Here is a 23,580-nt window from a genome sequence, read left to right on the forward strand (position 1 = left end):
CTTATTGCGCGCCGCTCCGCGCGCGCGTCACCTCGGTGTCAGCAGCAGGCTGCGGCGGCTGCCGAAGCTGCGTTGCGCCCCCGTCACCGGGTCGACGAAGGAGAGCGAACGCGCGAGCAACTGCATGGGCCGGGCGAAGTCGTCGGCGCCCTCGGGCAGCAGCACGGGATAGATCGGATCGTTCACGATCGGCATGCCCAGCGCCAGGCAGTGCACGCGCAACTGGTGCTTGCGGCCGGTAATGGGCGACAGCCGCAGCAGCGCAAGGCCGTCCTGCACGTTCAGCACTTCGATGCGGGTCTCGGAGTTGGGCTCGCCGGGCTCCTCGCGTACGCGCATGAAATGGTCGTCGTCCACAAGGCGGCTGCGGTAGACCTCCGGCACCGACGACACGCCCTCCCGCCACGGCACCACGGCCTCGTAGTGCTTGACGATGCGGCGCTCCGGAAACAGGGACTGGTAGACGCCTCGCGTCGCGGGCTTCACCGAGAACAGCACCAGCCCCGAGGTGCTTCGGTCGATGCGGTGCAGCGGCACGAGGTCGTCGAGCCCCAGCTTGCGCTTGAGGCGCACCAGCAGGCTTTCCTTCAGGTACTTGCCCTTGGGCGTCACGGGCACGAAGGGAGGCTTGTCGACGACCAGCAGCTGGTCGTCCTGGAAGACGACCTCCTCCTCGAAAGGAATGCTCACCTCGCCATCGAGCGTGCGGTAGTAGTACACGCGCAGCGGCGACTGGTAGCGGCGCGCGGCGGTCACGGGCACGCCGTGCTCGTCGACGACGTCTCCCGCCTCGATGCGCTCCATCCAGGCCTGGGGCGTGATGACGGGAAAGCGCTCGATCAGGAACTCCGCGATGGTCGGCCAGGCGCCGTAAGGCAGGCCGATGCAGCTCGGGCCCACGCCGTCGCGCGTGGGCAGCGGCATCTGCGCAGGGCGGCGACGGGTCATGGCTGGAGGGCGTGCCGCTGCAGTATCGACAGGGCTTCGGCGAAGGTCGGGCGCGCTGCTGCGTCGGGGTGCAGGCAGCGGCCCTTCAGCGTTGCGGCCTCCGGCGCAGGCACGTCGATGCAGCGGTCCAGAAGCTCTTCCAGCAGGCAGCCGAAGGCGCGCATCTCCAGCGCCTGGAACGCCTGCGTCTGCCTCGCATCGAGCGCGCCGGTGAGCCATGCGGCGCCGAAGTCGCCCAGGCGGCCGCCGCCTTGCGCATGCCACAGGATGTTGTGGGCGTAGAGGTCGCCGTGAAGAATCCCGCGCGCATGCAGATGCTGCATGGCCGAGGCGATGTCGCGCGCGATGCGCATCGCCTCGCCGGCGGTCCACTTCGCCTCTTCGGCGTAGACGTCGCGTGTGCACGACGCAAGGCTCGGCGGCCCGGCGAGCGCAGCGAACGCGGGATCGACCAGCGCCATCACGAGCCCCTCCGTGCCTTCGGGGTGTCCGTCGATGCGGCTCTGCGCGGCGATCAGCGTGGGGTGTGCGCCGGCCGCGATGCTGGCGGCCATCTCGCTGTGCGGCCAACCGTCGCTGGTGACCGCGCCCTTGAAGAGCTTGACTGCCACCGGCCGTGAGTCAGAACCCAGGGTTGCCCGATGGATCACGCCCGATGCGCCCTCGCCAAGCTTCTCGCCCAGCGTGAGTTCGCTCCAGTCGACATGCGGCACCGACTGCGCCACGATGGCCGCATCCTCGGCCTGGGTGTCGAACGGATTGCCGGCGCAGGCGAGCCACGACAGGCGCGGCAGCGATGGCAGCCACCCGGGCAGCGTCTCGAAGCGGTTGGCGGAGATGCGCAGCAGTTCGAGCTGCTCGAACCTCGCCATCGAATCAGGCAGCGTGCGCAGGCGGTTGCCTGCGAGCATCAGCTTCTGCATCCGCGTGCATGCGCCAAGCGAATCGGGAAGCTCTTCGATTTCGTTGTCAGTGAGGATCAGCCATCGCAGCGAAGGCGGCAGCGCATTGGCCGGTACGGTGCGGATGCGGTTGGCCTTGAAGCCGACGATGTCGAGGCCGTTACAGCGGCCGATGGATTCAGGCAGCGTGGTGAAGCGGTTGTCGGAGCAGAACAGCACGCGCAGCCCGCGAAGGCGGTGCAGGTCGTCGGGCAGCGTCTCGAGCGCGTTGCCCGACAGGTTCAGCACCTCCAGCGAATCGGCAAGGTCGAAGACCTCGCGCGGAAACTCGGTGAGTCCGCACGAGAGATCGATTCGTGTTGCGCCTGCCAGCCGGCCCGCGCGCAGCTGAGCCAGCGTGTCCATCGGGCGAGTCTAAGCCTTGGGGCCGAAGCGGTAGATACCGTCCTGGCCCAGTTCGCGCTTCACCTGGCCGGAGAACCACAGCAGGTGCAGGTGCGCCACGGTCTCGCCCATCGCGAAGGTCATCTGGTGCAGGTCGAGCTCGCGCCTGAACAGGATCGGCAGGCCCTCGGCAGCCGTGAGCGCGCGCGCCGTGCAGGCTTCGAGCAGCTCGGCCAGGCGGTCGCGATGGTGCTCCTGCAGCTGCTCGACGCGGCGATGGATGCCCCGGAACGGCTTGCCGTGCGAAGGCAGCCCCAGCGTGTCGGCAGGCAGCGACTTGAATTTCTCGATGCTGTCGAGAAAGAGTCGCAGCGAGTTCGCCTCGGGCTCGCCCGCGTGCACGCTCACGTTGGTGGAGATGCGCGGCAGCATCATGTCGCCGCCCAGCAGCAGCTTGAGCTCGTCGCAGTACAGCGAGATGTGCTCGGGCGCGTGGCCATAGCCGCTGATGCAGCGCCAGGCGTGGCCGCCGATGTCGACGATGTCGCCGTCGAGCATGCGCACGAAGCTGTCGGGCACCGAGGGCACCATGTTCGCGTAGTAGTTGGTACGCGCGCGTATCTTGGCGACCGACTCGGGATCGGTCAGCCCGTGCGAGGAGAAGAAGCGCGCCGCCTGTTCGCCGCCCGCCAGGGTGTCGCCGGCGGTGCTGAGCACGCGGGCCACGTGGTAGTCGGTGGAACTGATCCACAGCGGCGCGTTCCAGCGCTTGCACAGCCAGTCGGCCAGGCCGATATGGTCGGGGTGCATGTGGGTGACGATGACGCGCAGGATCGGCATGCCCTGCAGCTGCGTCTCGAACACCTGCTCCCATTGCGCGCGCGCCTCGTCGCGGGCGATGCAGCAGTCGACCACCGTCCAGCCCTCGACGCCGTCGATGCTGTCGCGAAGCAGCCAGAGGTTGATGTGGTCGAGCGCGAAGGGCAGCCGCATGCGGATCCAGCGCACGCCGGGCGCCACTTCCAGGGTCTGGCCGGGCTCGGGGAGCGTGTCGCCGAGGGGGTAGTGGAGTTCGCGTTCGAGGAGGTTCATGTAAGATTGACGTTTACGTAAACGTCATGAGTCAAGGGCACCATTGTAGGGATCGCGGCGAAAACCTGCTGTCGCGCCCGTAACGTCCCCCGAACAAGGCCCTTTTCCGCCACCGTCGCCATGCCCGCGCAGACCTTCACCATCAGCCAGCTCGCGAAGGAGTTCGACCTCACCACGCGGGCCATCCGCTTCTACGAGGACATGGGCCTGCTCTCGCCCGAGCGCGCCGGCCTGCAGCGCATCTACAGCTCGCGCGACCGGGCCCGGCTCACGCTCACCCTGCGCGCCAAGCGCCTGGGCCTGAGCCTCACGGAGGCCAAGGACATCCTCGACATGTACGACAGCCCGCGCGACACCGTCCCGCAGCTGGAAAGATTCCTCGGCGTGCTGGGTGCCCACCGGGCCCAGCTCGAAGCGCAGCTGGCCGAACTGCAGGCCAATCTCGCCGAAGTGAAGGAGCACGAGAAGAAGGGGCGGGCAACACTCGCCAAGGCGCAGAAAACCAAGGCACAGAAGGCCGGCAAGGCCCAGAAACCGGCCGAAGCCAAGGCCTGATACACCTCTCACCGACAATAGCCGACTATGTCCGAAAAATCCGACAACCTCGACGACCTCTTCGCCCACAACCGCGCCTGGTCCGCGCAGATGGAACGCGACCGGCCCGGCTTCTTCACCGGCCTGGTGAAGCAGCAGACGCCGCGCTACATGTGGATCGGCTGTTCCGACAGCCGCGTGCCCGCCAACCAGATCACCGGCCTGGAACCGGGTGAAGTGTTCGTGCACCGCAACGTGGCCAACATCGTGGTGCACTCGGACCTCAACGCGCTCTCGGCGATCCAGTTCGCGGTGGAGCACCTGAAGGTCGAGCACATCATGGTGGTCGGCCACTACGGCTGCGCTGGCGTGAAGGCCGCCTTGAGCGGCGCGCGCATCGGCCTGGCCGACAACTGGATCCGCCACATCCAGGACGTGCGCGACCGCCACCACGTGATGCTGGAGAGCCTGCCCGACGAGGAAGCCCGCGTCGATGCGCTGTGCGAACTCAACGTGGCCGAGCAGGTGGTCAACGTGGCCGTCAGCACCGTGATGGTCGATGCCTGGGCCCGCGGCCAGAAGGTCAAGATCCACGGCTGGACCTTCGGCGTGCACGACGGCCTGCTGCAGGACCTGGGCCTGAGCGTGGACGGCACCCAGCCGCTGGACGCCGCCTACAAGGCCACCGTGCAGCGCATCCGCCACAAGTGGAGCAAGCCGGGCGAGGTGGTGCGTTCGATCGGGGCCCAGGCCGCAGGCAGCGGCTCCGAGCCGGCCTGATACCGGGCAGCTCGCAGCCTTTCATCCGCAGTCTCGCGCCGCCATGTTCCCGCAGCGCCTCGACTCGCCGCTGGCCTACGACATCGCGAAGGCGATGATGGACGGCTTCAACCGGCACTACCGGTTGTTCAGGGCCGAGTCGGCGCGCGCCAAGCATCGCTTCGAGACCGCCGACTGGCATGGCCAGCAGCGCGCGCAGCGCGAGCGCATCGAGTTCTACGACCTGCGCGTGAGCGAGGCCGTGGCCCGGCTCGAGAAAGAGTTCAAGGCAGGCGACCAGCCGATGGACGTGTGGCACCAGATCAAGCTGCACTACATCGGCCTGCTGGTGGACCACCACCAGCCCGAGCTGGCCGAGACCTTCTTCAACTCGGTGACCACGAAGATCCTGCACCGGGCGTACTTCCAGAACAACTTCATCTTCGTGCGCCCGGCCATCAGCACCGAGTACATCGAGCCGCGGGGCGCGCCCACCTACCGCCCCTACTACCCCAAGCCCGAGACGCTGGCCGACACCGTCGAGCAGATGCTCGACGACTTCGCGCTGATCGGCAGCTTCGCCAGCAAGCGGCGTGACGCGGAGCGCGTGGCGCACGTCATCCTGGGCCGCTTCAACCAGGTCAAGCTGCGCGCCAACTTCCAGCTGCAGGTGCTCTCGGGGCTGTTCTTCCGCAACAAGGGTGCGTACGTGGTCGGCAAGATCATGAACGGTTTCACCGAGCTGCCCTTCTCGCTGCCCATACTGCACGACAGCCACGGCCGGTTCTACATCGACGCGGCGCTCTTCGGCGAGGACGACCTGCAGATGCTCTTCAGCTTCGCGCGCGCCTACTTCATGGTCGACATGGAGGTGCCCTCCGCCTGGGTGCAGTTCCTGCGCTCGCTCATGCCGCGCAAGCCGCGCGCCGAGATCTACAACGCACTGGGCCTGGCCAAGCAGGGCAAGACGCTCTTCTACCGCGACTTTCTTTCGCACCTGAACTACTCGAGCGACCGCTTCCGCATCGCGCCCGGCATCAAGGGCATGGTGATGCTGGTGTTCGACCTGCCTTCTTTCCCGTTCGTGTTCAAGGTCATCAAGGACTTCTATCCGCCGCAGAAGGACACCACGCGCGAGCAGATCAAGGGCAAGTACATGCTCGTGAAGCAGCACGACCGCGTGGGCCGCATGGCCGACACGCTGGAGTACAGCGACGTGGGCTTTCCGCTCGACCGCTTCGAGCCCGAGCTGATCGAGGAAATCCGCAGGTTCGCGCCCAGCCAGCTGGAAATCGGCGACCGCGACGGCAACGGGGAGATGGAAGTCGTGGTGAAACACGTCTACATCGAGCGGCGCATGATCCCGCTGAACATCTACCTGCAGGAAGCCTTCGACACCCTGGCCGCCCCCGAGAGCCCGGCGCATGCGAAGCGCGCGAAGGACCAGCTCGAACATGCGGTCGTCGAATACGGCAACGCCATCAAGGACATGGTGGCCGCCAACATCTTCCCCGGCGACATGCTGTGGAAGAACTTCGGCGTCACGCGCGGCGGCAAGGTCGTGTTCTACGACTACGACGAGATCGAGTACGTCACCGACTGCCAGTTCCGCAAGGTACCCACGCCGCGCAACGAGGAAGACGAGATGAGCGGCGAGGTCTGGTATTCGGTGGGCCCGAAGGACGTGTTCCCCGAAACCTTCGAACCCTTCCTGCTGGGCAACAAGGACGTGCGCGCGGCCTTCATGGCGCACCACGCCGACCTGCTCGACGCCGCCTTCTGGCAGCACCACAAGGAACGCATCCAGGCCGGGCAGATGCTGGACGTGTTCCCCTACGAAGAGTCGCAGCGCTTCAGGCACGAGGGGCACGCGACGCACTTCTGACCCCTCGTTTCTTTTCCGATTCCGCTTTCACATTTCCGAAGGAGACTTCCATGTCCGAATCCATCGTCATCGTCGGCGCCGCCCGCACCCCCATGGGCGGCTTCCAGGGCGATTTCGCCTCCCTTTCCGCGCACGACCTCGGCGGCGTCGCCATCAAGGCCGCCGTCGAGCGCGCGGGCATCGCGCCCGACAGCGTGGGCGAGGTGCTGTTCGGCAACTGCCTGATGGCCGGCCAGGGCCAGGCCCCGGCGCGCCAGGCGGCCTACAAGGGCGGCCTGCCCGACAGCGCGGGCGCTGTCACGCTCAGCAAGATGTGCGGCTCCGCCATGAAGGCAGCGATGCTCGCGCACGACCTGCTGCTGGCCGGCACGCACGAGGTGATGGTGGCGGGCGGCATGGAAAGCATGACCAACGCGCCCTACCTCATGCTCAAGGGCCGCGGCGGCTACCGCATGGGCCACGACCGCATCTTCGACCACATGATGCTCGACGGGCTCGAAGACGCCTACCAGCCCGGCCGCAGCATGGGCACCTTCGGCGAGGACTGCGCCGCCAAGTACAAGTTCACGCGCGAGCAGCAGGACGCCTTCGCCATCGCCAGCGTCGAGCGCGCCAAGAAGGCCACCGACACCGGCCTCTTCAAGGACGAGATCGCGCCCGTCACCGTGAAGGGCCGCGGCGGCGAGACCGTGATCTCGGTCGACGAAGGCCCGGGCAAGGTCAAGCTCGACAAGATCCCCACGCTCAAGCCCGCGTTCAAGAAGGACGGCGGCACCATCACCGCCGCATCGAGCTCCTCGATCAACGACGGTGCGGCCGCGCTGGTGATGATGACCGAGTCGCACGCGAAGAAGATCGGCGCGAAGCCCATCGCCCGCGTCGTCGGCCATGCCACGCACGCGCAGCAGCCCGAGTGGTTCTCCACCGCGCCGGTCGGCGCCGTGCAGAAGCTCTTCGCCAAGACCGGCTGGAAGGCGCGCGATGTCGACCTCTGGGAAGTGAACGAAGCCTTCGCCGTGGTGCCGATGGCGCTGATGCACGAACTCGACGTTTCGCACGACATCGTCAACGTGCACGGCGGCGCCTGCGCGCTGGGCCATCCGATCGGCGCCAGCGGCGCGCGCATCATGGTCACGCTGATCCACGCGCTGAAGGCCCGCGGCAAGACGCGCGGCGTGGCAACGCTGTGCATCGGCGGCGGCGAAGGCACGGCCGTGGCACTCGAATTGCTATAAGTGCAGGGCCGGCAGCGTCCCGATCGGGGCGCTCCCGGCTTTTTTCATACAGACAGACATACATACAAATGCGTAGAGCAGGAGATTTCATGCGCCCTTCCATCCACCGTACCGCCCTCGCCGCCTTGCTGGCCGCCGCCTTCGTCGCGCCCGCCGCCACCTGGGCCCAGAAGCGCGACAACGTTCTGTTCCAGGCCGCCACCGACGAGCAGCCCGCGGTGATCAAGACGCTGGAGAAGCTCGTCAACATCGAGACCGGCACCGGTGACGCCGAAGGCATCGCCGCCGCGGGCAACTACCTCGAAGCCGAGCTCAAGAACCTGGGCTTCACCGTCACGCGCAGCAAGTCGGCCGGCCTCGTGGTGGGCGACAACATCGTCGGCAAGATCAAGGGCCGCGGCGGCAAGAACCTGCTGCTGATGTCGCACATGGACACCGTCTACCTGAAGGGCATCCTCGCGAAGGCGCCCTTCCGCGTCGAGGGCGACAAGGCCTACGGCCCCGGCATCGCCGACGACAAGGGCGGCAACGCGGTCATCCTGCACACGCTCAAGCTGCTGAAGGAATACGGCGTGCGCGACTACGGCACCATCACCGTGCTGTTCAACACCGACGAGGAAAAAGGCTCCTTCGGCTCGCGCGACCTGATCCAGGAAGAAGCCAAGCTGGCCGACTACGTGCTCTCCTTCGAGCCCACAAGCGCCGGCGACGAAAAGCTCTCGCTGGGCACCTCGGGCATCGCCTACGTGCAGGTCAACATCACCGGCAAGGCCTCGCACGCGGGTGCCGCGCCGGAGCTGGGCGTGAACGCGCTGGTCGAGGCTTCCGACCTGGTGCTGCGCACGATGAACATCGACGACAAGTCGAAGAACCTGCGCTTCAACTGGACCATTGCCAAGGCCGGCAACGTCTCGAACATCATCCCCGCCAGCGCCACGCTGAACGCCGACGTGCGCTACGCGCGCAACGAGGACTTCGACGCCGCGATGAAGACGCTGGAGGAGCGCGCGCAGCAGAAGAAGCTGCCCGAGGCCGACGTCAAGGTGATCGTCACGCGCGGCCGTCCGGCCTTCAACGCGGGCGAAGGCGGCAAGAAGCTGGTCGACAAGGCGGTGGCCTACTACAAGGAAGCCGGTGGCACGCTGGGCGTTGAAGAGCGCACCGGCGGCGGCACCGACGCCGCCTATGCGGCGCTCTCGGGCAAGCCCGTGATCGAAAGCCTGGGCCTGCCGGGCTTCGGCTACCACAGCGACAAGGCCGAGTACGTGGACATCAGCGCCATCCCGCGCCGGCTGTACATGGCCGCCCGCCTCATCATGGACCTGGGGGCAGGCAAGTAAGGCACGAAAAGAAAAGACAGGAGACAACGCCATGCTGCTCAGCGCCGACCAAGAAGCCATCCGCGACGCGGTGCGCGATTTCTCGCAAGCCGAACTCTGGCCCAACGCCGCGAAGTGGGACCGCGAACACAGCTTTCCGAAGGAGGCTCACCAGGGCCTTGCCGCGCTGGGCGCCTACGGCATCTGCGTGCCCGAGGAGCATGGTGGCGCGGGTCTCGACTACCTCACGCTCGCGCTGGTGCTGGAGGAGATCGCCGCCGGCGACGGCGGCACCAGCACTGCCATCAGCGTGACCAACTGCCCCGTCAACGCCATCCTCATGCGCTACGGCAACGCGCAGCAGAAGAAGCAGTGGCTCGAGCCGCTGGCGCAGGGCCGGATGCTCGGCGCCTTCTGCCTCACCGAGCCGCAGGCCGGCAGCGATGCGTCGAGCCTGCGCACCACCGCGCGCAAGGACGGCGACGGCTACGTGATCGATGGCGTGAAGCAGTTCATCACCAGCGGCAAGAACGGGCAGGTCGCCATCGTCATCGCGGTGACCGACAAGGGCGCGGGCAAGCGCGGCATGAGCGCGTTCATCGTGCCCACCGACACGCCCGGCTACAACGTCGCGCGGCTGGAAGACAAGCTCGGCCAGCACAGCAGCGACACCGCGCAGATCAACTTCGACGGCTGCCGCATTCCGCGCGAGAACCTGATCGGCGCGGAGGGCGAGGGCTACAAGATCGCTCTCGGCGCGCTGGAAGGCGGGCGCATCGGCATCGCCGCGCAGAGCGTGGGCATGGCGCGCAGCGCCTTCGACGCCGCGCTGGCCTACGCCAAGGAGCGCCAGGCCTTCGGCGGCTCCATCTTCGACCAGCAGGCCGTGGGCTTCCGCCTCGCTGAATGCGCGACGCAGATCGAGGCCGCGCGCCAGCTGATCTGGCACGCGGCCAGCCTGCGCGACGCCGGCCTGCCCTGCCTGAAAGAGGCCGCCATGGCCAAGCTGTTCGCAAGCGAGATGGCCGAGCGCGTGTGCAGCGCCGCCATCCAGACGCTGGGTGGCTACGGCTACGTGAACGACTTTCCGCTGGAGCGCATCTACCGCGACGTGCGCGTGTGCCAGATCTACGAAGGCACTTCGGACATCCAGAAGCTGCTGATCCAGCGCGCGCTGGCGTGACGTGAGCGAGCGCCGAGGGCGACGCCCGGGCTGGTGGTACGCCGCGGCATTCGTGCTCGCGGCGCTGGCGGTCTGGAGCTTCGCCGTCGAGCCGCGCTGGGTGGCCGCACGCGTCGAGCCCCTGAGCTCGGACCAGTGGCAGGCGCCCGCCGGCCTGAAGGTCGCGGTGGCTGGCGACTGGCACCTCACATCCCGCTCGGCATGGCGCATCACCAGCGTGGAGCGCGCCGCGCGCATCATCGACGAGATCAACGCCGCGCAGCCCGACGTGGTGCTGCTGCCCGGTGACTTCCTCGCGGGCACCGGCGAGGACGACGAGCCCCTGCCCATCGAAGACATGGCCGCCGTGCTCGGCAAGCTGAAGGCGCCGCAGGGTGTGTACGCGGTGCTGGGCAACCACGACTGGTGGCACGGCGGCGAGCGCACGGCAAAGGCACTCGCCGCACAGGGCATCCGCGTACTGGAGAACACCTCGGCGCGCCTGCCCGGCCACGACATCTGGGTGGCCGGCATCGGAGACCATTCGACCGGCCATTCGGATCCGATGCGCGCGCTGGCCGGCATCCCCGCCGATGCGGCGACGCTGGTCATGATGCACGACCCCTTCAGCTTCGCGACCATGCCTCGCACGCGAGGCCTCGTGGTCGCCTCGCACACGCATGGAGGGCAGGTGAGCATTCCCGGCTACGGCGCGCTGATCGTGCCGGGCGCCGCCCCGCGCGAGTGGGCCTATGGCTGGATCGCGCACAAGGGCCGGCGCATGTACGTCACCAGCGGACTGGGCGTCAGCATCCTGCCGGTGCGCTTCAACATGCGGCCCGAGTGGGTGATGTTCCGGTAGCGCGAACGCCCGCCACTGCTGCCTGTCATCGGTTTGGATGACAGACAGGCGCCGCGTGCCGGCGCACCATGGCCGCCTCTTTCCCGGAGGCCCTTGCCATGACCGTTCAGAAATCCATTTCCCTTGCCGCGCGGCTGGCCCTTGTGCCGTCCGCCGTCGCTCTCGCCCTCTCCGCCCAGGCCCAGCCGGCGACGCCCGACATCGCGACGCTGACCGCAACAGAAGCCGTGCGGCAGCTGTGCGCAGGCACCGTCACCAGCGAGCAGCTGACAGCCGCCTACATCGCGCAGGCCAAGGCGAAATCGAACCTCAACGCGTTCATCACCCTCGACGAAGCCGGTGCGCTGAAGCAGGCGCGTGCCGCCGATGCGCAGCGCAAGCGCGGCGGCGCATGCAAGCCGCTGGCGGGGCTTCCGGTGGCCATCAAGGACAACATCCAGGTGCAGGGCCTGCCCGCCACAGCCGGCACACCGGCGCTCAAGGGCTTCGTGCCTGCCGCCGATGCGCCGGTGGTGGCCAGGCTGCGCGCGGCCGGCGCCGTCGTGCTCGGCAAGACGAACATGCACGAGCTGGCCTTCGGCGTCACCGGCTACAACCCCGCCTTCCAGACCGGCCCCGAGGTGGGCGTGCGCAATGCCTACGACGCCAGCCGCATCGCGGGCGGATCGTCGTCGGGCAACGGCTCGGCACTCGGCGCACGCATGGTGCCCGCCGCGCTGGGCACCGACACGGGCGGCTCGGTGCGCATTCCCTGCGCATTCAACGGCTGCGCCTCGCTGCGCCCGTCGGTGGGCCGCTATCCGCAGCAGGGCATCGCGCCGATCTCGCATACGCGCGACACCGCCGGGCCGATGGCGCAGTCGATGGCCGACGTGGCATTGCTCGACAGCGTCATCGCCGGGGGTGCGCCACCGAAGCCCGCCAACCTGAAGCGCGTGCGGCTCGGCGTGGTGCCGGCCTTCCAGGCGAATCTCGATGCCGACACGCGCGCGGCCACCGATGCCGCGCTGGAAAAGCTGCGCGCTGCCGGCGTCACGCTGGTGAACGTCGAGATGCCGAAGCTCATGGAGCTCAACGGCGCCGTGGGCTTTCCGCTCGCGCTCTACGAGGCGAACGACGACATGGCGGCCTACCTCGCGAAGTACCGCACCGGCATCGACATCGCGCAGCTCACGGCCGGCATCGCGAGCCCCGACGTCAAGGGCACCTTCGAAGCCTTCGTCATCCCGCGCAAGCTGCCGGCGCCCAGCGGCGTGGTGGATGCGAAGCCGGTCTACGACAACGCGATGCGCGTCGCGCGCCCCGCATTGCAGAAGCTGTATCGCGACACCTTCACGAAGAACAGGCTCGACGCGCTGGTGTTTCCGACGGTGCCGCGCGTGGCCCTGGCGGCCGCGCCCGAGGCCAGCAGCCCCGAGAACTTCGGCGCGCTGATCCAGAACACCGACCCGGGCAGCAACGCCGGCATCCCCGGCATCCAGTTGCCCTCGGGCATCGGCGCGACGACGGGCCTGCCCGTGGGCCTGGAGCTCGACGGCCCCGCCGGCAGCGACCGCAGGCTGCTGGCCGTGGGCCTCGCGGTGGAGAAGGTGCTGGGACGGCTGCCCGCGCCGAAGTGACTGGCTGCGGCTGTCAGCGCAAGGCCGCCAGCGCCGAGCGGCGCTCGATGCCCAGCTTGTCGAAGATGCGGCGCAGGTAGGTGCGCACGGTGGGCACGCTCACCGCCATGCGCCGCGCGATCTCCTTGTCGGTGAGCCCTTCGCGTACGCAGCGGGCCACCTCCTGCTCGCGCGCACTCAGCAGCGCATCGGAGGAGGCAGGTGCATGCGATGAAGGCATGGCGGCAGCGGCGGCACGCTGCGCCCGCTGCAACGCGCCGATGAACGCCGGCTCGATCAGGTCCAGCAGCGCCTTCTCGTGATCGCCGAAATCGCCGCGCCCCTTGCGGCGCCAGATGCGCAGGTCGCCCAGTGCCCGGTCGCCCTCGAAGGCATGCAGGTTCATGCCCCAGTGCAGGCCGTCGCGCGCGAGGAAGTCGTTGAAGAAAGGCGTGCGCATCAGCTCGCGCTGCGGCATCACCTCGGTCACGCGCGTGGCACGGCGGCGCGACTGCAGCACGAAGGTGATCGGGTCGTGGTGCTGGTGCCACTGCGCGTAGGTGTCGAGGTTCGCCGGGTCCATGTGGATCGCCACGCGCGAGCCGAAGCTGTTGCCCGCCGCGTTCCACACGAAGGAGGCGAACTGGTCGGCGTGCAGCAGGTCGAGCAGCGCCTGGCCGAGGCGCTCGCGGATCTCCCGCTCGTCACGGTCGTCCTCGGCCAGCAGCGCGAAGACGCCGCGCAGGGCCTGCTGTTCGGGGGCTGTGAGGTACATCGCGGGCTTTCTCGACGGGCTAGGGCAACGCTATCGTTTAGCAAGCGCCGCGCCAAGGGTGGATGCCCGGGGACCGGGCCGGCCGGTGCGCAGGCGCTGCAGGAGCCCATCCGCCGCAAGCGGCCTTCACCGGCTCCGGGCTTGCCCTGTCGGAGGCTGGGCCGCGGGGTGTTCCAATAGCAGTCTTCATGAGTTCCACCGATCCCACCCCCGGGCCTTGCCCCTGCGGCCGAACCGACCGCCGCGACAAGCCCGTCGCCCATGCCCTGTGCTGCGGCCGATATCTCGACGATTTCGACGGCACGCCCGCGCCCGATGCCGAATCGCTGATGCGCTCGCGCTATTCGGCCTTCGTGCTGGAGCGCGGCGAGTACCTGCTCGCCACCTGGCATCCCTCGAAGCGCCCGGCCTCCATCGAGTTCGAGCCGGGCGTCAAATGGCTCGGGCTGGACGTCCGCGCCCGGTCGGTGCTCGATGCGGACCACGCCGAGGTCGAGTTCGTCGCGCGCCAGCGCGGCCCCTCCGGCGCCGCCACGCGCCTGCACGAGCGCAGCCGCTTCGTGCGCGAGGACGGGCGCTGGTACTACCTCGACGGCGACCTGCGGTAACAACCCGCGGGTTGACGCGCCGGGCCGGGGCTCGCACAATCGGCCCCGCTCCGGGGTGCACGCATGTGGCGTGCTGAGATGGCAAAGCTGCCGACCCGCGAACTTGATCCGGGTCATACCGGCGTAAGAAGAGCTGCACTCCCTGACTTCGGTCCGTCCACCTTCCCGTGACGGGCTTCTGCCGAAGACCACCGAGCGATTGCGGAGCACCCTTTCCTCAACAAGGAGTGCCTCCGATGAATGCCCCCGACAAGTTCACCTCGCTGCTCACGCTCACGCGCGAGCCCTTTCCCGCGTCGCACAAGTGCGTGATTCCGGGCAGCCGGCCCGACCTGTTCGTGCCCGTGCGCGACGTGCAGCTGACCAACGGCGAGACCGTGTCGCTCTACGACACCTCCGGCCCGTACACCGACCCGAAGGTCGAGATCGACGTGCGCCGGGGCCTGCCCGACGTGCGCGGCGCGTGGATCGCCGAACGCGGCGACACCGAGAGCTACGAAGGCCGCGTGCACCATGCGCTGGACGACGGCGCCAAGAACGAAGACCGCGACGCCCAGCGCCTGGCCGAACTGCGCGCCGGTGCCTCGGCGCTGCAGCGCACGCCCCGCCGCGCGAAGTCGGGCGGCAATGTCACGCAGATGCACTACGCACGCCGCGGCATCGTCACGCCCGAGATGGAATACGTCGCCCTGCGCGAGAACGGCAAGCGCGAGTGGATGGCCGAGTACCTCGCCAACGAGGAGCGCGCGAAGCGCGTGGCGGGCAACCCGATGGGCGCGAGCATCCCGCGCATCATCACGCCCGAGTTCGTGCGCGACGAGGTGGCGCGCGGCCGCGCGATCATTCCCGCGAACATCAACCACCCCGAAGTCGAGCCGATGGCCATCGGCCGCAACTTCAAGGTGAAGATCAACGCCAACATCGGCAACTCGGCCGTCACCTCGAGCATCGAGGAAGAGGTGGAGAAGCTGGTGTGGGCCATCCGCTGGGGCGCGGACAACGTGATGGATCTTTCCACCGGCAAGAACATCCACACCACGCGCGACTGGATCGTGCGCAACAGCCCCGTGCCGATCGGCACCGTGCCCATCTACCAGGCGCTCGAGAAGGTGGGCGGCGTGGCCGAGGACCTGACCTGGGAGATCTACCGCGACACGCTCATCGAGCAGGCGGAACAGGGCGTCGATTACTTCACCATCCACGCCGGCCTGCGCCTGCCCTTCATCCATCTCACGGCCAACCGCATGACGGGCATCGTGTCGCGCGGCGGCTCGATCATGGCCAAGTGGTGCATCGCGCACCACAAGGAGAGCTTCCTCTACACGCATTTCGAGGACATCTGCGACATCATGAAGGCCTACGACGTGAGCTTCTCGCTCGGCGACGGCCTGCGCCCCGGCTCGGGCGCCGACGCCAACGACGAGGCCCAGTTCGCCGAACTGCGCACGCTGGGCGAGCTCACGCAGATCGCCTGGAAGCACGACGTGCAGACCATGATCGAAGGCCCGGGCCATGTGCCGATGCACATGATCCAGTCGAACATGGACGAGCAGCTCAGGCACTGCCACGAGGCGCCCTTCTACACGCTGGGCCCGCTGACCATCGACATCGCGCCGGGCTACGACCATATCGCCAGCGCGATCGGCGCGGCCATGATCGGCTGGGCCGGCACCGCGATGCTGTGCTACGTGACGCCGAAGGAGCACCTGGGCCTGCCCGACCGCGACGACGTGAAGCAGGGGATCATTGCCTACAAGATCGCCGCGCACGCCGCGGACGTGGCCAAGGGGCACCCGGGCGCGCGCTCGCGCGACGACGCGCTGAGCAAGGCGCGCTTCGAGTTCCGGTGGCAGGACCAGTTCAACCTCGGCCTCGACCCCGACACCGCGCGCGAATTCCACGACGAGACGCTGCCCAAGGATTCGAGCAAGGTGGCGCACTTCTGCTCGATGTGCGGCCCCAAGTTCTGCTCGATGAAGATCACGCAGGAAGTGCGCGAGTACGCCGCGAAGAAGGGCGTGGCCGAGGATCAGGCCATGAGCGAGGGCATGGAGGAGAAGTCGAAGGAGTTCATGGCGGGCGGGGGCGAGATGTACATCCCCATCAAGGCCGTGTCCTGAAGCGTTGACCCCGGGGCCGGGGCGCCCCGGCCTCAGTTCCAGCGTGGAACCGCTTCGTCCTTGAGCTGCTGCCGCAGCGCGTCGTAGTCGGGCACCACGCTCTCCACGGTCTCCCAGAAGCGGTGCGAGTGGTCCATCACCCGCAGGTGGGCCAGTTCGTGCGCCACGACGTAGTCGATCACCGGCAGCCGGAAGTGGATCAGCCGCCAGTTGAGCCGGATCGACCCGTCGGCGCTGGCGCTGCCCCAGCGCGTTGCCGCGTTGGACAGCGACAGCTTCTGCCACTGCACGCCGAGCAGCGGCGCGAAGTGGTCCAGCCGCTCGATGAACAGCTTGCGCGCCTGCCGCATGAGCCAGGCCTGCGCGGCGTCGCGGATCTGCGAGGGCTCGGCGTTCTGCGAGACGGCCAGCCGCAGGATGCGCGGCGCGCCTTCCTCGGTGGCCGCGTCCAGCGTGCCACCGACGCTCGCGAAGCCGTGCTTGGGATCGAGCCGCATCACGACCGGCTCGCCCAGGAACGGGAAGGCTGCGCCGTCCTTCCATTCGATGCGCGTGGCTTCCACGCGCGCGAGGCGCTGTCGCGTCTCCGTGAGCTTGCGCAGGATCCAGTCCGACTTCTCGTGGATGGCCGCATCCACATCGCGCAGCGCCACCCAGCGCGGCGCGCGCACCGACAGCCCTTCGGCCCCCACCAGGAAGCCGATGGTCTTGCGCTTGCCGCGCTTGAATTCGTAGGCCACGCGCGCGGAGCCCAGCACCACTTCGCGCGTGGCCTGGGGGTGCGCGAAGTTCGCGAGCGTCAGCGTGTCGGCCAGCGGCACCGCGGGCGGCGCATCCGGATCGACGGGCGCGGGAGGAAGGATGGCCGCGTCCGGCAGCACGGAAGGCGGTACCGCCGGCTTCGGCTTCCTCGGACGGCGCGGACGTGCCGGCGCGGGCGCCGGGGGCGCGAACTCGCTCCCCAGCCCCTCGAACAGGTCCATCGTGAACCGGAGCAATCCCCCCATGGCGGGCCTTCTGGTTTCTGTCGTTCTACCGGCGGCCCGCGCCCGTCAGCTCACCGCTTCCTGCCGGGCGGGCCGGGAGGGGCTGTTCGCGTAGGCCTCGGGGTCGAGGCGGCGCATCTCGGCCTCGATCCACTCCTCGACCTCGCGCATCAGCTCGTCGGGCTTGCGGCCCACGCTGGGAATGGCCGGGCCGATGGACACGTCGACCACGCCGGGGCGCTTGATGAAGGCCTTGCGCGGCCAGACCTTGGCCGAGGTCACGGCGATCGGGATCACCGGCACGCCGGTCTCGCAGGCCAGCCGCGTGCCGCCGCTCTTGTAGGTGCCCTTCTGCCCGCGCGGGATGCGCGTGCCCTCGGGGAACATGATGATCCAGATGCCCTGCGCGAGCAGCTTGCGCCCCTGGTTCACCACCTTGTTGAAGGCCTGCGCGCGCTGGCTGCGGTCGATGTGGATCATGTCCAGCCGCGCCATCGCCCAGCCGAAGAAGGGGATGTAGAGCAGCTCCTTCTTGAACACGTAGGCCAGCGGGTGCGGCATGAGCGTGGGCATGAGGAAGGTCTCGAGCGTGGACTGGTGCTTCACCAGCAGGATCGCGCCGGCGAGCTTGTCGGTCGGCAGGTTCTCCATGCCGCTCACGCGCGTCCTGATGCCCAGCAGCACCCGCGCGCCGCCGATGGCCCAGCCCAGCCACCGCACGGCCATCCAGTAGAGCGGCACGCCGCGCTTCCAGAGCGAGCTGACGCACATGATGATGCCCCAGGGCACCACGGTGACGAGCATCCAGAGTGCGTGGAGAACGGAACGGAACAACGCCATCAGACAGCCACCTGCAGTGCATCCCGCGCTTCTCGCGCGAGCAGAAAATCGACAAAGGCGGCGAGGTCGTCGTGGACCATCGTGTTCGCCGGGTATTCGGAAGGAAGCGGATCCACGCCGCGGCAGGCCGCGCCCATGCCCGTGAGCAGCAGGTGCGGCTCGCAGCCGGCCGCCGCGCCGGCCTGCAGGTCGCGCAGGCTGTCGCCGCAGGTCGGGATGCCCTTGAGATCGATGCCGTAGCGGTCGCCGATCTGCAGGAACAGGCCCGGCTTCGGCTTGCGGCAGTCGCAGTTCTCGTCGGGGCTGTGCGGGCAGTAGAACACCGCGTCGACCTTGCCGCCCACGGCCGCGAGCATCTTGTGCATCTTGGCGTGCATCGCGTTGAGCGAGGCCATGTCGAACAGGCCGCGCCCCAGGCCCGACTGGTTCGACGCGATCACCACGTGCCACCCCGCATGGTTGAGCCGCGCCACCGCTTCCAGCGCACCGGGCAGCGGCGTCCACTCGATGTCGCTCTTCACGAAGTCTTCGCGGTGCACGTTGAGCGTGCCGTTGCGGTCGAGGATGACGAGTTTCATGAGCTTTTCCCCGCTTCGATGCTGCGCCGCCCGATCCAGTCGTCGATCTGCGCCACAGGATATTTCGCCCCGTCCAGCAAGGCAGCACGTTCGTGCAGGACGGCGGTGTTCACCAAGTCGAGCCTGAGCAACTCGCGCACGAAGTCGGCATCCTTCTCGCGAGCCGCCACGCACTTCGACAGCGCCAGGTCGTGCAGATCGGGACAGACCACCGTCAGGTCACCCAAGTAGTGAAGACTGGCACGCTGCATCCAGTCGCCGGGCATCACTGCCGTCTCGGGGCCGACGCCATCGGCGTGGTATCCGAAGGTGTCGTCGAAGCTGGACAGTGCGCCGATGGCACCGTCGATCAGATCGGACTTCTCGGGGTGCAGGGCGGGATAGAGATCGAGCTCCCGCGACACCAGCAGGCTCGGCGGTGCATCCTCCAGCAGGAAGAGCAACGCCTGGCTGCCGATCACGACGAACGACTGCTCCTGCGCAATGGCTGCGGCCGCGCGCAGCACATGCTCGGCTTCGCTACGCTGCATGTGTGCCCTGCCGCGCCGCGCGCAGGAGTTCGCCGCGCTCGCGCTGCGTCATGAGGACGCCAACAGGAGAAACATTGCGCAGCGCCACCGCGTGATCGTCGGTACCGCAAGTGGCCTCTTCGATCGCATCGACGCCGGCAGCGAGCATGGCGCGCCACTCGTTCCAGTAAGGATCGGACCGCGTGGCACCGGCCTGCGCCTGCCACCGCTCGAGCGTCGCGGAAACATCCGCGATGCGCGCAGGCTCCGCCCGCAGCCGGGACACTGCAAGGCGATGCGCCTGAAGCAGGAAGTCGTCGATCTGTTGCTGGCGGTTCATGGCCGAATTATCGAGCGCCGAAAATCAGACCGCCAGCCGCTCGAGCTGCGCCACCCGGTTCATCGCGGCGTGCAGCGACATCAGCAGGCCCAGCCGGTTCAGCCGCAGGTCGGCCTGCTCGGCGTTGACCATCACGCCGTCGAAGAAGGCATCGACCGGCTCGCGCAGCGCGGCCAGCGTCTGCAGCGAGGCGGTGTAGTCGCCGGCATCGAACTGCGCGTTGGCGGCGGGCACGACCTGCGCCATGGCCGCGTGCAGCGCCTTCTCGGCGGGCTCCTGCAGCAGCAGTTCGCTGACGTGCGCGTCGGCCTCGGGAGCCTTCTTGAGGATGTTGCCGATACGCTTGTTCGCTGCCGCGAGCGCTGCGGCGGCCGGCAGGGCAGCGAAGGCGCGCACGGCGGCCAGCAGCTTGGGCACCTCGCCCAGGCGCTGCGGGCGCGGTGCCAGCACGGCCTCGACCTCCTGCGCGCTGGCGCCCTGCTCGCGCAGGGAACCCGCAAGGCGGTCGTAGATGAAGTCGACGACCTGGCCAACGTCCTCCGCCGCCTTGTGCAGCGGGAACTCGCCGGTCTTGCCGATGGCGTCGTCCAGCGCCGTGCGCGCGTCGCTCACCAGCCTGGTCAGCTCGAGCGGCAGGTCTTTCTCGACCAGCATGCGGATCACGCCCAGCGCGTGGCGGCGCAGCGCGAACGGGTCGCGGTCGCCCGTGGGCAGGTTGCCGATGCCGAACATGCCGACCAGCGTCTCGAGCTTGTCGGCCAGCGCCACCACGAGGCCCACGGTGTTGCGCGGCAGCTCGTCGCCGGCGAAGCGCGGCTTGTAGTGGTCCTCGATGGCGTCGGCCACCGATGCGTCGAGGCCGTCGTGCAGCGCGTAGTAGCGGCCCATGATGCCCTGCAGCTCGGGGAACTCGCCGACCATGTCGGTCACGAGGTCGGCCTTGGCGAGCTGGGCGGCTTGCGTGGCACGCGCGGCGAGGGCCGCGTCGCCGAGCTTCTCGGCAATGCCGCGCGCGATGCGCATCACGCGCTCCACGCGCTCGCCCTGCGTGCCCAGCTTGTTGTGATAGACCACCTTGCCCAGCGATTCGACGCGCGAGGCCAGCGACTTCTTGCGGTCCTGGTCGAAGAAGAACTTGGCGTCGGCCAGGCGCGGGCGCACCACGCGCTCGTTGCCGCCGATGACCGCGCTCGCGTCGTCGGGGCTGATGTTGCTGACGACGAGGAACTTGTTGGTGAGCTTGCCCGAGGCGTCGAGCAGCGGAAAGTACTTCTGGTTGGCCTTCATCGTGAGGATGAGGCACTCCTGCGGCACTTCGAGGAACTCGCGCTCGAAGCTGCAGACCAGAACGTTCGGGCGCTCGACCAGCGCGGTCACTTCGTCGAGCAGGGCGTCGTCCTCGATGGGCACCGAGCCGCCGCCGGCCTTCACCGCGGCCGCCGCGAGCTGGCGCGCGATCTCGGCGCGGCGCGTCTCGAAGCTCGCGATGACGGCGCCTTCCTCCTGCAGCTGCAGCGCATAGCTGTTGGCATCGCGCAGCACCACCGGATCGACCGCCGCCTCGAAGCGGTGGCCGTGCGTTTCGCGGCCTGCCTTCAGGCCCAGCGCCTCCACCGGCACCACGGCATCGCCGTACAGCGCCACGAGGCCGTGCGCGGGTCGCACGAAGCTCACGCTGCTCCAGCCCGGCAGCTCGCAGCCGCTTTCGAGCTGGTAGCTCATGACCTTGGGAATCGGCAGCTTGGCGATGGCTTCGGCCAGCGCCTTCTGCAGGCCCTCGGCCAGCGTTGCACCCTTGGCGATGCTTTCGTAGAACAGGGCCTCGGCCTTGCCGTCCATCGCGCGCTTGAGGCCGGGCACGGCGGAGGCGTCGGCGCCCAACGCGCCCAGGCGCTTCAGCAGAGCGGGCGTAGGCTGGCCCGAAGCGTCGAGGCCCACGGCCACGGGCATGAGCTTCTGCGACACGGCCTTGTCGGCGGCGCGTTCGGCCACGTGCGTGATGTGCGCGGCCAGGCGGCGCGGCGAGGCGTACGGCGTCAGCACCGCACCGGCGTCGGCAAGGCCCTGCGCCACGAGCTGGTCGCGCAGCACGCCGGCAAAGGCGTCACCGAGCTTCTTCAGTGCCTTCGGCGGCAGCTCTTCGACAAACAGTTCGACCAGGAGGGAGTTCTTGTTCATGGGGGTCGTCATCGCTCAGGCAACCTTCTTCGGCGGGATCTGCGCGACCCACTCGCGCGGCGCCATCGGGAAGCCCAGGCGCTCGCGGCTGTCGTAGTAGCTCTGCGCCACGCTGCGCGCGAGGTTGCGGATGCGGCCGATGTAGGCGGCGCGCTCGGTCACGCTGATCGCGCCGCGCGCGTCCAGCAGGTTGAAGCTGTGCGCGGCCTTCAGCACCTGCTCGTAGGCGGGCAGCGCGAGCTGGGCGTCCATGAGGTGCCTGGCCTGCTTCTCGTGCGCGTTGAAGGCGGTGAACAGGAACTCGGCGTCGCTGTGCTCGAAGTTGTAGGTCGACTGCTCGACCTCGTTCTGCTTGTAGACGTCGCCGTAGCTCAGGCCCTCGGTCCAGGTGAGGTTGTAGACGTTGTCCACGCCCTGCAGGTACATGGCCAGGCGCTCCAGGCCATAGGTGATCTCGCCCGTGATGGGCTTGCAGTCGATGCCGCCGACCTGCTGGAAGTAGGTGAACTGGGTCACTTCCATGCCGTTGAGCCACACCTCCCAGCCCAGGCCCCAGGCGCCGAGCGTGGGGTTCTCCCAGTCGTCCTCGACGAAGCGGATGTCGTTCTTCTTGAGGTCGAAGCCCAGGGCCTCGAGGCTGCCGAGGTAGAGCTCGAGGATGTTCGAGGGCGCCGGCTTCAGCACCACCTGGTATTGGTAGTAGTGCTGCAGGCGGTTGGGGTTCTCGCCGTAGCGGCCGTCCTTGGGGCGGCGGCTGGGCTGCACGTAGGCGGCTTTCCAGGGCTCGGGGCCCAGCGCGCGCAGGAAGGTGGCTGTGTGCGAGGTGCCCGCGCCCACTTCCATGTCGTACGGTTGCAGCAGCGCGCAGCCCTTGTCGGCCCAGTACGACTGCAGTTTGAGAATGATTTGTTGGAAGGTCAGCATGGATCTGCGTGAAGGCGGCCGCCCGGCGGGAGAAGACCCCGCGGCGCAACGAACCGGCTATTTTACGAGGCAGCGGGCAGTCAGGAACGGGCCGCTATGCTCCTGCCCTTCCCTTCGAACCCCCAGCCCTGTCGCCCGAACGCCCCACTCATGCCCGTTGACCATGCCGCACTGATCGCCCTGGGAGAGCGCCTCGGCGCCCAGGCCTGGCCCGGATTCCTGGTTCTTCTCGCCCTGCTGACCCTGGTCGCCGGCATCGCCGCATGGGGCTTCGAGCACCTGCGCCGCCGCCGCGCGGCGCAGCCCGAGCCGGGCGCCGGGCTGCTGTTCGGCGGGCTGGCCATCGGTGCGGCGGCGGTGCTGGCGCTGGCCTGGGTATTCGCCGAAGTGGCCGAGGGCCTTGGCAACGGCCGGCCAATGGGCCTGCTGGACGAGACGATCAGCCATTCCGTGGGCATGAATACGCCACCGGGCGTGCGCGAGGTGTTCTCGTGGCTCACCCACCTTGCCGACCCGATCACCGTGGTGCTGCTGTGCACCGGCGTGGCGATCGCGCTGTGGCTACGCGGGCACCGCGGCTTCGCTGCCGGCTGGGTCGCGGCCACGGTCGGCAATGCACTGCTGAACCACATGCTCAAGCACATCTTCGAGCGCGCCCGGCCGGTGCATGACTTCGGCTTCGCGCAGGTCTCGGGCTACTCCTTTCCGAGCGGCCACAGCTCGGGCTCGATGGTGCTCTACGGCATGCTGGGCTACCTGGGGCTGCGCATGATGCCCGCGCGCTGGCGCGTGCCATCGGTGATGGCGGCGACGGCCGTGATCGTCACCGTGGCCTGCAGCCGCATCTTCGTGCGGGCGCACTTCCCGAGCGACGTGCTCGCGGGGCTGTGCTCGGGCGCCGCATGGCTGGCGATCTGCATCGCGAGCATCGAGTACGCGCGGCACCATCGCGGAACGGACCGCCGATAGAAAGAAAAAAAGGCCGCGGCGGCTTTCACCGCTGCGGCCTTGTTCTGCAGAGGGGCGCCATGCGCCCCGGGGG

General features: G+C 68.4%; 22 protein-coding genes and 1 riboswitch. Of the genes, 11 read left to right on the forward strand and 11 right to left on the reverse strand.

Annotation, left to right across the window (positions count from 1 at the left end; translation table 11 throughout):
* Positions 1 to 27: 27 nt before the first annotated feature.
* Genes EJP67_RS21655 through EJP67_RS21665 form a run of 3 tightly spaced genes read right to left on the reverse strand, consistent with a single transcriptional unit; the run spans position 28 to position 3,326 of the window.
* Positions 28 to 948: a pseudouridine synthase gene (locus EJP67_RS21655; protein WP_126023761.1), complete on the reverse strand. Its 921-nt coding sequence runs from the start codon at positions 946 to 948 to the stop codon at positions 28 to 30.
* On the reverse strand, positions 945 to 2,255 hold the full coding sequence (locus tag EJP67_RS21660; RefSeq protein WP_126023762.1) for a leucine-rich repeat-containing protein kinase family protein: 1,311 nt from the start codon (positions 2,253 to 2,255) through the stop codon (positions 945 to 947). The genes EJP67_RS21655 and EJP67_RS21660 overlap by 4 nt, the downstream gene beginning before the upstream one ends.
* 9 nt (positions 2,256 to 2,264) lie before the next feature.
* The gene (locus EJP67_RS21665; RefSeq protein WP_126023763.1) at positions 2,265 to 3,326 is read right to left on the reverse strand and encodes an MBL fold metallo-hydrolase; all 1,062 of its coding nucleotides are present in this window, start codon (positions 3,324 to 3,326) and stop codon (positions 2,265 to 2,267) included.
* Between the two features lie 120 nt (positions 3,327 to 3,446).
* Here EJP67_RS21665 and EJP67_RS21670 point away from each other — a divergent pair, with 120 nt between their 5' ends.
* The 8 genes from EJP67_RS21670 (at position 3,447) to iaaH (ending at position 12,701) form a co-directional block, all read left to right on the forward strand.
* The gene (locus EJP67_RS21670) at positions 3,447 to 3,881 is read left to right on the forward strand and encodes a MerR family transcriptional regulator (protein WP_126023764.1); all 435 of its coding nucleotides are present in this window, start codon (positions 3,447 to 3,449) and stop codon (positions 3,879 to 3,881) included.
* A gap of 27 nt (positions 3,882 to 3,908) precedes the next feature.
* Entirely contained in the window at positions 3,909 to 4,640 is a 732-nt protein-coding gene (can, locus tag EJP67_RS21675; protein WP_126023765.1) for a carbonate dehydratase, read from the forward strand.
* Positions 4,641 to 4,683: 43 nt separating this feature from the next.
* Positions 4,684 to 6,504: a bifunctional isocitrate dehydrogenase kinase/phosphatase gene (aceK, locus tag EJP67_RS21680; protein WP_126023766.1), complete on the forward strand. Its 1,821-nt coding sequence runs from the start codon at positions 4,684 to 4,686 to the stop codon at positions 6,502 to 6,504.
* A gap of 50 nt (positions 6,505 to 6,554) precedes the next feature.
* Positions 6,555 to 7,739: an acetyl-CoA C-acyltransferase gene (locus tag EJP67_RS21685; protein ID WP_126023767.1), complete on the forward strand. Its 1,185-nt coding sequence runs from the start codon at positions 6,555 to 6,557 to the stop codon at positions 7,737 to 7,739.
* 89 nt (positions 7,740 to 7,828) lie between these two features.
* On the forward strand, positions 7,829 to 9,079 hold the full coding sequence (locus EJP67_RS21690; protein ID WP_126023768.1) for a glutamate carboxypeptidase: 1,251 nt from the start codon (positions 7,829 to 7,831) through the stop codon (positions 9,077 to 9,079).
* Positions 9,080 to 9,110: 31 nt separating this feature from the next.
* Positions 9,111 to 10,241 carry an acyl-CoA dehydrogenase family protein gene (locus tag EJP67_RS21695; protein WP_126023769.1) on the forward strand — a complete coding sequence of 377 codons (1,131 nt, stop codon included), beginning with the start codon at positions 9,111 to 9,113 and terminating at the stop codon, positions 10,239 to 10,241.
* A 1-nt stretch (position 10,242) separates the two neighbouring features.
* Entirely contained in the window at positions 10,243 to 11,082 is an 840-nt protein-coding gene (locus EJP67_RS21700; RefSeq protein ID WP_126023770.1) for a metallophosphoesterase, read from the forward strand.
* 98 nt (positions 11,083 to 11,180) lie between these two features.
* A complete protein-coding gene (gene iaaH, locus EJP67_RS21705) occupies positions 11,181 to 12,701 on the forward strand; it encodes an indoleacetamide hydrolase (RefSeq protein WP_126023771.1) in 1,521 nt (506 codons plus the stop codon).
* A 13-nt stretch (positions 12,702 to 12,714) separates the two neighbouring features.
* Here the strand turns inward: iaaH and EJP67_RS21710 are convergent, their stop codons facing one another.
* Complete coding sequence (locus EJP67_RS21710) at positions 12,715 to 13,455, reverse strand: helix-turn-helix transcriptional regulator (RefSeq protein WP_126023772.1); 741 nt, start codon at positions 13,453 to 13,455, stop codon at positions 12,715 to 12,717.
* A 188-nt stretch (positions 13,456 to 13,643) separates the two neighbouring features.
* Here EJP67_RS21710 and EJP67_RS21715 point away from each other — a divergent pair, with 188 nt between their 5' ends.
* Together EJP67_RS21715 and thiC are read left to right on the forward strand one after the other, a co-directional pair.
* Positions 13,644 to 14,063 carry a YchJ family protein gene (locus EJP67_RS21715; RefSeq protein WP_126023773.1) on the forward strand — a complete coding sequence of 140 codons (420 nt, stop codon included), beginning with the start codon at positions 13,644 to 13,646 and terminating at the stop codon, positions 14,061 to 14,063.
* 41 nt (positions 14,064 to 14,104) lie between these two features.
* Positions 14,105 to 14,210, forward strand: a riboswitch (TPP riboswitch).
* 89 nt (positions 14,211 to 14,299) lie between these two features.
* A complete protein-coding gene (thiC, locus tag EJP67_RS21720) occupies positions 14,300 to 16,183 on the forward strand; it encodes a phosphomethylpyrimidine synthase ThiC (protein ID WP_126023774.1) in 1,884 nt (627 codons plus the stop codon).
* Positions 16,184 to 16,215: 32 nt separating this feature from the next.
* Here the strand turns inward: thiC and EJP67_RS21725 are convergent, their stop codons facing one another.
* Genes EJP67_RS21725 through glyQ form a run of 7 tightly spaced genes read right to left on the reverse strand, consistent with a single transcriptional unit; the run spans position 16,216 to position 22,538 of the window.
* Positions 16,216 to 17,190, reverse strand: coding sequence for a M48 family metallopeptidase (locus tag EJP67_RS21725; RefSeq protein ID WP_240650739.1), 975 nt, complete (start codon positions 17,188 to 17,190; stop codon positions 16,216 to 16,218).
* Positions 17,191 to 17,235: 45 nt separating this feature from the next.
* The gene (locus tag EJP67_RS21730; RefSeq protein ID WP_126023775.1) at positions 17,236 to 18,009 is read right to left on the reverse strand and encodes a lysophospholipid acyltransferase family protein; all 774 of its coding nucleotides are present in this window, start codon (positions 18,007 to 18,009) and stop codon (positions 17,236 to 17,238) included.
* Entirely contained in the window at positions 18,009 to 18,587 is a 579-nt protein-coding gene (gmhB, locus tag EJP67_RS21735; protein WP_126023776.1) for a D-glycero-beta-D-manno-heptose 1,7-bisphosphate 7-phosphatase, read from the reverse strand. Before gmhB ends, EJP67_RS21730 begins: the two co-directional genes overlap by 1 nt.
* Complete coding sequence (locus EJP67_RS21740) at positions 18,584 to 19,117, reverse strand: DUF6036 family nucleotidyltransferase (protein ID WP_126023777.1); 534 nt, start codon at positions 19,115 to 19,117, stop codon at positions 18,584 to 18,586. The genes gmhB and EJP67_RS21740 overlap by 4 nt, the downstream gene beginning before the upstream one ends.
* Positions 19,107 to 19,436, reverse strand: a complete 330-nt coding sequence (locus EJP67_RS21745; protein WP_126023778.1) for a hypothetical protein — start codon at positions 19,434 to 19,436, stop codon at positions 19,107 to 19,109. Before EJP67_RS21745 ends, EJP67_RS21740 begins: the two co-directional genes overlap by 11 nt.
* 24 nt (positions 19,437 to 19,460) lie before the next feature.
* Entirely contained in the window at positions 19,461 to 21,626 is a 2,166-nt protein-coding gene (glyS, locus tag EJP67_RS21750; protein ID WP_420824277.1) for a glycine--tRNA ligase subunit beta, read from the reverse strand.
* Positions 21,627 to 21,629: 3 nt separating this feature from the next.
* Entirely contained in the window at positions 21,630 to 22,538 is a 909-nt protein-coding gene (gene glyQ / locus EJP67_RS21755) for a glycine--tRNA ligase subunit alpha (RefSeq protein WP_126023780.1), read from the reverse strand.
* Between the two features lie 150 nt (positions 22,539 to 22,688).
* Between glyQ and EJP67_RS21760 the strand changes: the two genes are divergently transcribed.
* Positions 22,689 to 23,507 carry a phosphatase PAP2 family protein gene (locus EJP67_RS21760; RefSeq protein WP_165909671.1) on the forward strand — a complete coding sequence of 273 codons (819 nt, stop codon included), beginning with the start codon at positions 22,689 to 22,691 and terminating at the stop codon, positions 23,505 to 23,507.
* The last annotated feature ends 73 nt before the right edge of the window (positions 23,508 to 23,580 follow it).

This window comes from Variovorax guangxiensis (assembly GCF_003952165.1).
Taxonomy (GTDB): domain Bacteria; phylum Pseudomonadota; class Gammaproteobacteria; order Burkholderiales; family Burkholderiaceae_C; genus Variovorax; species Variovorax guangxiensis.